Origin of the sequence: uncultured Chitinophaga sp. (assembly GCF_937874145.1) — a bacterium.
Taxonomy (GTDB): domain Bacteria; phylum Bacteroidota; class Bacteroidia; order Chitinophagales; family Chitinophagaceae; genus Chitinophaga.
In genome coordinates this window covers 1-11,598 of the sequence record NZ_CALNBI010000074.1, presented here as the reverse complement: position 1 = coordinate 11,598, position 11,598 = coordinate 1, and the positions used below count along the sequence as shown (strand labels likewise).

Here is an 11,598-nt window from a genome sequence, read left to right as displayed (position 1 = left end):
GGAAGTACGCCATACGTGCCGGATTATTAAAACCCGGCCGCAACGTTATCGCTGTAAAAATGACGGATACCGGCGGCGGTGGCGGAGTTATCGGTAAACCGGAAGATATGTACCTCGAAGCCGGCGGCAAGAAAATTCCGCTGGCGGGAGAATGGAAATATGAAGTAGAAAGGGTTTTTAATGGCGACGGCGGCAAGCTCTTTAGCGACCGCAGCCTGGCCGAAACTTTCGCTTTCACTTACCTGAATAAGCAGGACGCTGCACCGGAAGCACCTTCCGGCAAATCCGACCAAACCGTGACGCTGAAAGTGATCCAGAACGAAATGAAATACGACCAGGCCACGTTTACGGTGAAAGCCGGAACGGTGGTGGACGTGGTGCTGGAGAATCCGGATTTCATGCAGCATAACCTGGTGATCGTAAAACCCGGTTCGCTGCAATCCGTGGGGCAGGCCGCCAACAAACTGGCCGCTGACCCGCATGGCGCCGAAATGAACTATGTGCCCGACATGCCCGAAGTGCTGTTCGCCACGCGGCTCGTCAACCCGCAGGAAACGGTGGTGCTGCGGTTCAAGGTGCCGGACGAACCGGGGGATTATCCTTTCGTTTGCACATTCCCCGGCCACTGGTCGATCATGAACGGGATCATGAAAGTAAACCGTTGATATACATTTTGATATTCCACGTTAAAGGTTGCCCGGAGGCGCGGGAGCTTCGCGAAGAGCGCTCCCGGTTCCGCCGGGTTATGGCGAAAAAAGAAGATCATGAATGACATTACGTTGGGCGCGAGCACCTGGCTCTGGACTTCCCCCTTCAACACCGCATCCATCCCGCTGTTGTACAAAATCCGCGACATGGGATTCGGGGCGGTGGAAATACCGGTGGAGTACCCCGAGCTGATCGACGCCGGAGCGGTCCGCCGCGCCCTGGAAGAGACCGGCCTGAAAGCCATTGTTTGCGGCGCTTTCGGTCCAGCGAGGGACCTGACGCACCCCGATGCCGCCATCCGCGCCGGCAGCACCGCTTACATGCGGCAGTGCCTGGAACTTTGCGCGGCATGGAATGCGCCCGTGTTTGCAGGGCCCATGTACTCGGCGGTGGGTAAAGCCCGGCAGTTGCCGGAAGCGGAACGGAAGGCGGAATGGGAACTGGCGGTGAAAGGCCTGCGGGAAGTCTGCGCGATCGCGGAGCAGCAGGGCGTCCGCCTCGCCATCGAACCGCTGAACCGTTTTGAATCCGACCTGGTGAACACCGCGGCAGACGCGCGGCGGATGGCAGAAGAACTGGATCACCCGTCAGCAGGGGTAGGGCTGGATAGTTTTCATATGTCGATAGAAGAGAAAGATCCGGGGGAAGCGATCCGGACGGCGGGGGACTGGCTGGTACATGTGCAGGTATCGGAGAACCACCGGGGCATCCCGGGAACGGGGCAAACGCCCTGGAACTCGCTCCGGGATGCGATCCGGGAAGTAGGGTACAAAGGCGTAGTGTCGATTGAAAGCTTTACGCCGGATGTGGTGGAGCTGGCCGGCGCCGTATGTATCTGGAAACAGCTGGCGCCCGACCAGGATACCTTCGGCCGCGAAGGCATCCGTTTTTTACAACAACTTTTCAAATCATGAGCCATGGATAAAAGAAAGATCAACGTAGCGATAGCCGGGCTGGGTTTCGGTGCGGAATTCATCCCCATTTACCTGAAACACCCGGACGCGAACCTCGTCGCGATCTGCCAGCGTACCCAATCGCGGCTCGACGAGATCGGAAATGCCTTCAACATCGCCGCGCGGTATACGGATTATGACGAAATGCTGCTCAACCCCGGCATCGATGCCGTGCACATCAACACGCCCATTCCCGATCACGGCCAGCAGACCATCAAAGCCCTCCGCGCCGGCAAGCACGTAGCCTGCACGGTGCCCATGGCTACCACAGTGGAAGAATGCGAGGAGATCGTTGCCATCAGCAAGGAAAAGAACCTTACCTACATGATGATGGAAACCGTCGTTTACGCGCGGGAGTTCCTCTTCATGAAAGAGTTATACGAGAAAGGCGAACTGGGTAAGATCCAGTTCCTCAAAGCCAGCCACCAGCAGGATATGGACGGATGGCCGGGATACTGGCCGGGCCTCCCGCCGATGTATTACGCCACCCATTGCGTAGGCCCGGTTTTGGGCTTGATGCGCAGCGAAGCGGAATATGTTTCGTGCTTCGGCTCCGGCACCATCCGTGAAGAAATGCATGGTTTCTACAATTCGCCCTACGCCGTGGAAACCACCCACATCAAATTCCGCAACAGCGACCTCAGCGCCCATATCTACCGCTCCCTGTTCGACGTGGCGCGGCAGTACCGGGAAAGCTTCGAAGTGTACGGCTCCAAACAATCGGTGGAGTGGCCCCTGATCGAAGGGCGCCCGCTGGTGGTGCATACCGCCAAGCGCCCCGAACCCGAGATACCCTCGGAAACGGAAAGCCCCGATTATGCGCACCTGCTGCCCGAACCCATCCGGGCTTTCACGAAACAGGGCGTATATGATGCAGACGATCACCAGCATCTTTCCTTCACCCAGGGCAGCGGCCACGGCGGCTCGCACCCGCACCTCGTGCACGCGTTCCTGGAAGCGCTGAAAAATAATACGCAACCGTATCCCAATGCTGTACAATCGGCAAATATAACCTGCGTGGGCATCCTGGCGCACGAATCCGCCAAACAAGGCGGCGCCGTGATCAAACTGCCGGAGTTCACTTTGTTGAAATAGTCCCGGCGTTTAACAATTATTCCATCCTTTCGGACGATTCAGATTCAGATACAGACAAAAAAGAGAAACGGAGCACAGATGTGCTCCGTTATTGCATGCTGAGGTTTCCACTTAAATCGTTTATTTCCTAAGATCGCTTTCCGCCCGGTCGATGCCGGATTTCAGGCGGTCCCATAAATTGAATTCTATCACCTGCACGATGTCGAACATCACCAGTCCCTCGCTCTGCGTGAGGCATACGTATACCTGGTCTTCGATGTCGCTGTGGTTGAGCGCATACAGGCTGCCGTACATTTTGCAGGCGCCGTTGATAAGGCGCTTGCCGCGCGCCAGGCCAAACTCAATGGATTCCGGATCCTGCATCCCGTAAGTTTTCTCGAGATAAGTGCCGTTCATGAATACGTCCAGTTCGTTGGCGAACCCTGTTTTTTGGTAGGTTGCCGAAGCCCAGGGGTATTCTTTGGACGCGTCGTACGACTGGCTGGCCCAGTTCTGGCCGTTGCTGTACAGGTGACCGTACCACGACGCCGCCCAGTATTCGAGCTGCACATCGGGCTGGAGGGATTTGATCTCTTTGCGCGCCTTCGCGATGAAATCGTGGATCACGCCGGAGCGGAATTCGAACCATTGTTTGGCGAGCGGGCCATCTTTCCGCACTTTCTGGCCGTTGACGATCTCCCAGGTGAAGATATCTTCCGGGAAATGCGCCACCTGCTGCCCGATATGTGCTTCGAAGCGTTTGCGGGTGTAATCGGAGAAATCATTCTCCACGTCCGCGAAGCGGCAATAATCCAGTACATAACCATCGATATCGTAACCCGATACGATTTCACGGATGAAGTTCATGGCGTAGGCCTGTACCTCGGGCATGAGTGGGTTGAGGAAGGCCGCCACTTTGGTTTTGTCGTCGCGGATGTTTTTGATGCCGTCGGGCGTGTGCTCTACGGTGGTTTTGCCTTCGAAGCGCTTGTCGCGGTAAGCCGGACCGGTTTTGCTTTGCGGGTGGCCGGCGGGGAATACCGCGGTGGATACGCTCACTTTCAGGTTGCGTTTCCGGGCTTCGTCGATGAACACCTGCAGGTAGTCCCACTTCACATGGCGCTTATCTTTTCCCACCTGCGTGAGCGGCTGCATGGTTTTCGTTTTCTTGTAGAGCACATCGCCATAGATGGGCCGTACGTCGATCACCACCTGGTTGAACCCTGCGGCTTTGGTCTTATCGAGGTAAAACCGGATGGAATCCTTGCTGGAGAACCTTTTGAAATTGGCTTCCGCGTCGAACCACATGTATTTCGGTTTTTCCGTTTTCTCCGGGCCGGGGCCACCAGGCTGCGCCATCAGCCCCAGCATCATCAACATTTTAATCATTATTTCCAGGCTTCGTTTTGTTCGAGGATATTCGGGTTTTTATCGATCTCCGCCTGCGGAACAGGGAAGAGGTACATCTTTTCGCTGAACACGCGCGGCTCGATGCGGATGTAATTGAAAACCAAAGCGCCGGCGTTGTCGCGCGTTACGCGGACGCCATGGACGTCCGAGCCGAGGATCTCAGGCCCTTTCTTCCAGCGGCGCGCATCCCAGAAACGCTGCTTCTCAAACGCCAGCTCAACGGCTCTTTCGTTGTGAATGCGCTCGCGCATCTGGTCTTTATCCAATCCCGCGGGCAAATCTTCCTGGATTCCGCCACGGCGGCGGATGGCGTTCATGACACGGTAAACTTCGCTCATATCTCCGTCGGCTTCATTCAGCGCTTCGGCGTAGTTGAGATAGATTTCCGCCAGGCGGACGATGGGGAAGAACCTCCGCACGCCGCTCTGGTTGGCCGCATTCTGGAACTTGCGCATGTAGTAGCCGGTACGGCTCCAGTCGCCGCCGATGGCGGGGTCCTGGTTGCCGCCGGGCAGCATGCTCAGCGTCACGTTTTTATGCACCGCGCCGTGGTAGTTGATCGTGGCGTAGAAGCGGGGATCGCGGTTCTTGTACGGGTCCTGCGGATTGTAGCCGCTGGTATTGTCGGTAATCTCTTTCCCGTTGGCCATGTTATACTTGTCGACCATATCCTGGGTAGGATTGGTGCCGCCCCATCCCATGCCCGCCGGGTCGGCGATGGCTTCGCTGAAAGCCGCGCGGTTGCTGGAAAGGATCACTTCGTTGTTGTCGCTGAACAGGAAGATGTTCGCGTAGTTGTTATGCAGCGTGTATTTCCCGTCGTCCATCAGGGATTTGGAGATGTCTGCCGCGGCTTCCCACCGCGCTTTGATGTTGCCCGGGTTATGCAGTGGACTGGCGTAATACAGCAGCATGCGGGATTTGAGCGCTTTCACCAGCGTTTTGGTGGCGCGCCCGATGTTCCCGCGGTTTAGCTCCTTCCCGGTTACAGGGTCGGTCCCGAACCATACCAGCGGGATCTCCTCGTTGTTGTAGCAGCTGTCCAGGTCGCGGAGGATGAAGTTCACCACCTCATCAACCGAAGAGCGCCGTGTGTTCCGCAGTTCTTCCGAAGCCGCGTCGAGGGGCTGGGTGACGATGGGCACGCCGCCGTAGCGTTTCAGCAGCTCCCAGTAATTCCATGCACGGAGGAAGTAAATCTCGCCCCGGATGCGGCGCGGCGTGAGATCCGAAGCCGTAGCCTGGCCAGCGTGCTTGTTGGGCACATTGTCGATGTTTTTCAGGATGAGGTTGCACTTGCGGATCGTACCGAAGGTGTATTCCCAGTTATTGTCTGGATTGTCGCTCGGGCTCCAGGAACCGTTCTGGTATTTTTCCACGGGCGTGCCGCCGAAGGAGTTGTCGAGCTCGTCGGTGCCGGCGCCGGTGGTGGAGTTGCCGATGTCCATGAAATTGCCCGGCCGGGTGAAGGTAAAGGCGTAGACGTCGGTGAGGAATTGATTGGTGAGATCGATGTCGCCGAAAATTTTGGTTTCGTCGTAATCCAGCTGCGGCGCCTGGTCCAGCACTTTTTTGCAGGAGGCGGCGGTAAGACTGGCGGCGAGCAGTATGTATGCGGATAATTTCTTCATGTTGTTTGCTTTCAGGATCAGGAATTAGAAACTAACGGTTGCGCCGAAGTTGTACATCTTCTGCTGCGGGTAGAAGGTGCCGTTGCCGGAGGGCGCTTCGGGGTCGAACTGGAAGTCCCTGATGTCCTTCATATGCGTCCACAGGTTCTGGCCGTTCACATAGAAGCGGATGCCCTGGATGCGCATGCGGTGCACGAGGTGCTTGGGCAGGTTGTATCCCACTTCGAAGTTTTTCAGGCGGACATAATCCGTGCGTTTCAGCCAGAAGTCGGAGCCCACGGTATTATTGGTGTTCAGTGTGGAGTGCAGCGCCGGGTAAGTGGCCGTGGCGGCGGTTTCGGGCGTCCAGCGGCCGAGGTGCTTTTCGGTCACCTTGCCGTTGCTGAAGAATTCGTAGGCGGCGAAGGCTTCGAGGCGGGTATATGCGCCGAAGGCTCCCTGGAAGAGGACGCTGAGGTCGAATTGACGGTAATGGATGCCGAAAGACGCGCCCATGGTGTGCGTGGGGATGTCGGTAGCGGCGATCGCCATCTGGTCGTTCGGGTCGATCACGCCGTCGCCGTTGAGATCGGCGTACTTGATGTCTCCGGGGATCAGCTGGCCGAACTGGGTGGCGCTGCGGGCGATATCGTCTGCGTTCTGGAAGAAGCCGATGGATTTATAGCCGAAATACTGGTTGATGGGATGCCCTGTGCGCATGAGCCAGGGATAGCGGCGCGGGGGCTCGTCGGCATACACCACTTCGCTCTTCGTGAAGTTGATATTTCCTTTCACATGATAGCCCCAGTTCTTGTTCACCTCGTTCTGGTGGATCAGTTCCAGCTCAAATCCATGGCTGCGGGTTTCGCCCATGTTGATGGCCGGCAGCGGGCCGCCGTAGGTAGCTACGATCGTACCGGGCGTGATCAGGATGTCGGTCACGTTTTTGGAGAATACATCGAGGTTGATGCCCAGTTTGTCGTTGAAGAACCGGGTTTCGAGGCCGCCGTTGAGGATTTTGTGCTTTTCCCAGGTTACGCCGGGCGTGCCCGCGGAGCCTTCCGTCAAACCATTCGACCACACCTCGCCATTCTGCCCGAAACTATATCCCGTGCCGCCCTGGTAAATGCTCTGCCAGAGGAAGCGCCTGCCGCCGATCTGGTCGTTGCCCACCACGCCGTAAGAACCGCGCAGTTTCAGGTAATTGATCCAGGAAACGTCTTTCATGAAAGGCTCGCTGGTCATCACCCAGCCGGCCGCCATGGAGGGGAAGAAGCCGAAACGGGAGCCTTTCGGGAAGTTCTCCGAACCGTCGTAACGGCCATTCACGTCCACGAAATATTTGTTGTTGTAATTGTAGCTGAGGCGGCTCATCACACCCTGCACGAAGAAGGGCTTGCCATATTGCGCGCCCTGGATCACCCGCTTGCGCTGGTTGTACAGCAACATGCCGGTCACGTTGTGCTTACCGAACTGGCGGATGAAATACTCGAAGTTGAGCGCGTAGATGGGCGTTCTGGCTTCCAGTGCGGTGGATTCCGTGATGGGCTGAAGCGGTGAGTCGCTGCCCAGGGAAACGCGGGGCTTGCCCGTAGCCTCGTCCCAGACGTGCATGGCGTATCCCTGCGTACGGTTCATCCGGTAAGCGAACGACCGGTCGAAAGAATAGTTTAGCCCCGTGCTGAGCCCTTCGGTGATAAAGTTCAGTTTGCGGAGCGCGCGCAGCGTTCCCTGCGCCGTTCCGTCGAAAGTTTCGGTGAAACCGGTGCGGCTGAGGTCGCCGATGGGGTTCTGCGTATGCGCGCCCGGCTGCGCGATCTTGCCGTCGGGCATCAGGGCGAGGTAAGTAGGCTGGTACCAATACACCTGGCGCAGCATATCGCCTTCAACGCCTGCCGTGGGCTGGTGTTTGCTGGTAATCGCACCGGCCAGGTCTACCGCGATGCTGAAATCTTTCGACAGCGTAATGTCGATATTGGAACGGAAGTTCCAGCGGCGGAAGATGTCGCGGGTATCGTAATCGGGATTCTCATACTCCCGCAGGATTCCCTGCTGGTTCAGGTAAGCGGCGGATACGAAGTATTTCACCTTGTCGTTGCCGCCGTTGATGTTCAGGTTGTACCGCTGGGTGGGGGAGCTGGGGCGGAACAGAAGCCCTACCCAGTCTGTATTGGGATATTTGATCGGATCGGAGCCGTCTTTATATTTCTGCAATACCTCTTCAGAATATTGCGGTGCCTTACCGTCGTTGGCCAGCGCTTCGTTGTACAGCGTTGCGTGGTTGTAGGAATCCAGGAATTTTGGCAGCTGTGTGGGCTGGTTGATGCCGTAGTTGGCGCTGAAATCCACCTTCGGCGGACCGGCCTTACCCCTGCGGGTGGTCACCACGATAACGCCATTGGCGCCGCGGATACCGTACTGCGCGGTGGCGGATGCGTCTTTCAACACGGTGATGGATTCGATTTCCTGCACGTCGATATTGTTCATCGTCCGCTCCACGCCATCGATGAGGATGAGGGGCGTGTTATCGCCGGAAGTAGAATAACCGCGAATGAGGATGCGGGAATGGTCGGCCCCGGGTGCGCCGCTGTTCTGCATGGCGATAAGGCCGGGGAGCCTTCCTGCCAGGGCGTTCGAGAGGTTGGAGGCGGGGCTTTGCTTCAGCTCGTCGCCGGTCACTGTTACCAGCGATCCCACGATGGAGATTTTCTTTTGTTTGGTATAACCCACAACCACTACTTCTTCCAGCCCGCCGGCGCTGTTCTTCATGAGGATATTCACCGTCGTTTCACCCTCCAGCGCGATTTCCTGCTTCTCATATCCCACGTACGAGAAAATGAGCACGGCATTGGCCGGGGCGGAAATGCTGAAATTCCCGCTGGCGTCGGTCACCACGCCGGTAGAAGTACCCTTCACCTGCACGCTTACGCCGATGAGCGCAGTGCCGTCGGCATCGGTCACCTTGCGCTGCAGGTACACCGTAAACCCGGGCCGGGTGGCGACGGCGCCCGTTTCGATGGACTTGGGCGCAGGCATTTTCGACGGCCTTACCGAGAAGTAACGGTCCGACTGCCGGAACTCCAGCCCGGTAGTTTCTTTGAGGTAATTGAGCAGGTTGAAGAGGGATTCGTTCTTCACCTGCAGCTTTACGGACTGCCCGGCGTTGCAGGCCGCGGCGTCGTAGAGGAACCGGATGTCGGACCGCTTTTCGATTTCAGTGAAAATACGGTCGAGGGGAAGCCGGTCATAGGGTAGGGTGATGTAAATCTTCCTGATATCGACGTCCTGCGCCCCTGCTATGGCGGGCGACGGCAGCATCGACAGCAGCAACAGCGCCGCCAGCAATAATTTGCGGGCCGTTTTCAGTGCGTGACTTCGTGGAGCTTGTGGCATGTTTCTACGTGGATTTTGGTTTTTGTATACTTTGAAACGGGCAATACAATTCCCTGCTGCGCATTGGCGCCGCCGTGGGTTCACGTGTCTCAGGATGACGTGGTTTATGGTCCGGTAATATGCATATGTCGTCCGTTTATCATGGTTCCCCTGGTGCCGTTGGCGGAAGGAGCCAGAGCGAATCGCCTGTCATCCGGTATTGAACGTCTGCAATGAATGCGATGTTCCGGATGACGAATGCGGGATCTTCCCGCGCGAATTCCCCGGTCACTTCCCACTTCCGGCTATATAGCGCGGAGTCGGCAACGATATGGATGTTGTAATAATTTTCAAGTTTGGTCATCACCTCTTCCAGCCCTGCGCGGTTGAAATACAGCACGCCTGCACGATACGCTTCCGGCGCGGCGCGCTCCACCGTACGGGCGGCCCCTGCGTAGCCCACGGCGTCCCCGGGCTTGAGGTACATGCTGTCGCGCTCGCGCGTTACTACTACCTTGCCATAGCGCAGCCAGACCTTCACGTCCTGCGAGCCCTCGGGCGCCCGCACCTCGAAGGAAGTCCCCAGCGCCGTAGTCTTCACCTTGCCGCTCACGACCGTAAACGGACTGTGCGCATCGCCGTTCACCTCAAACGCGCCGGTGCCCGTCAGGTACACCGTCCGTTCGCCGTCCCCGAAGCGCTGCGGGTAACGCAGCACCGACGGCCCCTGCAGGAACACCACTGAACTGTCGGGCAGTACGATGCGGGTGGTTTTACCGGCAGCCAGGCGTACGGTCAGTTCTTTAGGGGTTTTCAGGTATTGGATGCCGTAGAAAGCGGCTGCACCCAGCACTATCGCGGCGGCGGCTGTAATGGCCCGGCGGAGGAAAATCCGGCGTACCGGCCGGCGGCGCGCTTCGATCTTCCGCCAGATGGCCTCACCGTCGCCCGGGGCAGCGGGAATGGCGGTGGCTTCGCCGTCCTGCAGCCAGGCGGCGATTTCGGCCAGTTCGGCGTCGTTGCATTCGCCGCGGGCGAATTTATCGAGTTGAGATGGTGTAAGGTTCATGGTTCGATGGGTGGTTCCCATTATATAAGTTCCTTTTCAGGAGCGATACCCTAAACCTGGATGGAATTTTTTTTTAAATAGTGCCGGAATGGTGGCAGGAGAACTCGAGGAGCACCACCAGCAGCGACTGGCTAAGGGCGCGCAGGGCCCTGGACATATGGTATTCCACTGATTTGACGGACAGGCCCGTCCGCTCGGCGATCTGCTGGTAAGTGAGGCCCTGTTCGCGGTTGAGCAGGAAGATTTCACGGGTTTTTTCGGGAAGGGTGGCCAGCGTGCTGTGCGCCATGGCCCGGATTTCCTTCATGTGTAGGGGGCGGTCGGGGTGTGAATGGCGGTGATGGTCTTGCAGGATATCGACCATATGCAGCAGCGCCTGGTCCTGTTTGCGCTGGCGGATGAGGTGTTTGAGGGAGAGGTTTTTGGCGGCGCGGACGAGGTAGTGTTCCATGTTTTCAATAGCGGCATGGTCGCGGTGGTTCCACAGTGAGATGAAAACCTCCGTCACTGTGTCTTCCGCGGCCTCGCGCGATCCGATGGTAAAGTAGCAGATACTGTATAACCTGGACCAATACCGTTCGTATATTGACCTGAAAAACGCGTCGTCCATGTAGAATCCCTGTCTAAGAATGCCTCCGGGCAATACTAGTACTATTTTTTAATAAATCCTAGTGGCGGGGATTCGCTACATTCGTGAAAACAACCGCCATGAAGCTGCTCTGCCTTACCGCCGCGTTGCTGATCTCCGCCGTTTCCCTGCGGGCGCAGCAGGCGAATCCCGCCTACGATAAGAAGCTGGCCGACTCCCTGGGCGCCGACCCTTACGGGATGAAGTACTACGTGCTGGTGATCCTCAAAACCGGACCGCGCCCGGCAGACAATAAGGATACGGTAGCCGCCCTTTTCAAGGGGCATATGGAGAATATCGGGCGGCTGGTGAAAGATGGCAAGCTGTCCGTGGCGGGCCCCATGGGCAAAAACGACCGTAACTGGCGCGGGATTTTCATCCTCAACGTTCCCACCGTAGAGGAAGCGCAGGCGCTCCTGCAAACCGATCCTTCCATTTCCAGCGGCCTCCTGGAGGCGGAATGCTTCCGCTGGTACGGCTCCGCCGCCCTGCCTTTGTACCTGCCTTACCACGATAAGCTGCAGGAAAAGAAAATGTAATATCGTCAGGACCACGACCTTTCGCGTCAACTGCCCCAGCCATTCGAGCCGCCGTGTCGCTTACGGCCACGACCTTTCACGTCAACCGCCCCAGCCCTTCGAGCCGCCATGCCTCCATTCGTGTAAGATGATGTGGAATCTGTGGCAATTGCGCTACAGCAAAGGGGTGCGGCTTCCTGCTGTTGGCCGTGGCATGGTTCTTTCACCGGTATTGGAAACATGCGTCATGAAAAAA

At 57.5% G+C, this 11,598-nt stretch carries 9 protein-coding genes; 4 read left to right on the top strand and 5 right to left on the bottom strand.

Annotated features, from left to right (window positions below):
* The 3 genes from Q0510_RS03420 to Q0510_RS03410 all read left to right on the top strand — a co-directional run.
* The coding region (locus Q0510_RS03420; RefSeq protein WP_298708279.1) for a plastocyanin/azurin family copper-binding protein at positions 1–665 on the top strand (665 nt) is incomplete at its 5' end.
* 99 nt (positions 666–764) lie between these two features.
* Positions 765–1,622, top strand: coding sequence for a sugar phosphate isomerase/epimerase (locus Q0510_RS03415; protein ID WP_298708277.1), 858 nt, complete (start codon positions 765–767; stop codon positions 1,620–1,622).
* Positions 1,623–1,625: 3 nt separating this feature from the next.
* Entirely contained in the window at positions 1,626–2,756 is a 1,131-nt protein-coding gene (locus Q0510_RS03410; RefSeq protein WP_298708276.1) for a Gfo/Idh/MocA family oxidoreductase, read from the top strand.
* A gap of 120 nt (positions 2,757–2,876) precedes the next feature.
* Here Q0510_RS03410 and Q0510_RS03405 read toward each other — a convergent pair whose 3' ends face one another.
* The 5 genes from Q0510_RS03405 to Q0510_RS03385 all read right to left on the bottom strand — a co-directional run bounded on the left by Q0510_RS03405 (position 2,877) and on the right by Q0510_RS03385 (position 10,806).
* The gene (locus Q0510_RS03405) at positions 2,877–4,124 is read right to left on the bottom strand and encodes an alpha amylase family protein (protein ID WP_298708275.1); all 1,248 of its coding nucleotides are present in this window, start codon (positions 4,122–4,124) and stop codon (positions 2,877–2,879) included.
* Positions 4,124–5,776, bottom strand: coding sequence for a RagB/SusD family nutrient uptake outer membrane protein (locus tag Q0510_RS03400; RefSeq protein ID WP_298708274.1), 1,653 nt, complete (start codon positions 5,774–5,776; stop codon positions 4,124–4,126). The genes Q0510_RS03405 and Q0510_RS03400 overlap by 1 nt, the downstream gene beginning before the upstream one ends.
* A gap of 24 nt (positions 5,777–5,800) precedes the next feature.
* On the bottom strand, positions 5,801–9,148 hold the full coding sequence (locus tag Q0510_RS03395) for a TonB-dependent receptor (RefSeq protein WP_298708272.1): 3,348 nt from the start codon (positions 9,146–9,148) through the stop codon (positions 5,801–5,803).
* Between the two features lie 139 nt (positions 9,149–9,287).
* Complete coding sequence (locus Q0510_RS03390; RefSeq protein ID WP_298708270.1) at positions 9,288–10,196, bottom strand: FecR family protein; 909 nt, start codon at positions 10,194–10,196, stop codon at positions 9,288–9,290.
* Positions 10,197–10,269: 73 nt separating this feature from the next.
* Positions 10,270–10,806, bottom strand: a complete 537-nt coding sequence (locus Q0510_RS03385) for an RNA polymerase sigma-70 factor (RefSeq protein WP_298708265.1) — start codon at positions 10,804–10,806, stop codon at positions 10,270–10,272.
* A 98-nt stretch (positions 10,807–10,904) separates the two neighbouring features.
* Here Q0510_RS03385 and Q0510_RS03380 point away from each other — a divergent pair, with 98 nt between their 5' ends.
* A complete protein-coding gene (locus Q0510_RS03380; protein ID WP_298708263.1) occupies positions 10,905–11,363 on the top strand; it encodes a YciI family protein in 459 nt (152 codons plus the stop codon).
* The last annotated feature ends 235 nt before the right edge of the window (positions 11,364–11,598 follow it).

Coding starts and splice junctions, on each gene's coding strand:
- Q0510_RS03410 (WP_298708276.1), top strand. CDS start 1,626: ATGGATAAAAGAAAGATCAACGTAGCGATAGCCGGGCTGGGTTTCGGT.
- Q0510_RS03395 (WP_298708272.1), bottom strand. CDS start 9,148: ATGCCACAAGCTCCACGAAGTCACGCACTGAAAACGGCCCGCAAATTA.
- Q0510_RS03415 (WP_298708277.1), top strand. CDS start 765: ATGAATGACATTACGTTGGGCGCGAGCACCTGGCTCTGGACTTCCCCC.
- Q0510_RS03405 (WP_298708275.1), bottom strand. CDS start 4,124: ATGATTAAAATGTTGATGATGCTGGGGCTGATGGCGCAGCCTGGTGGC.
- Q0510_RS03385 (WP_298708265.1), bottom strand. CDS start 10,806: ATGGACGACGCGTTTTTCAGGTCAATATACGAACGGTATTGGTCCAGG.
- Q0510_RS03400 (WP_298708274.1), bottom strand. CDS start 5,776: ATGAAGAAATTATCCGCATACATACTGCTCGCCGCCAGTCTTACCGCC.
- Q0510_RS03380 (WP_298708263.1), top strand. CDS start 10,905: ATGAAGCTGCTCTGCCTTACCGCCGCGTTGCTGATCTCCGCCGTTTCC.
- Q0510_RS03390 (WP_298708270.1), bottom strand. CDS start 10,196: ATGAACCTTACACCATCTCAACTCGATAAATTCGCCCGCGGCGAATGC.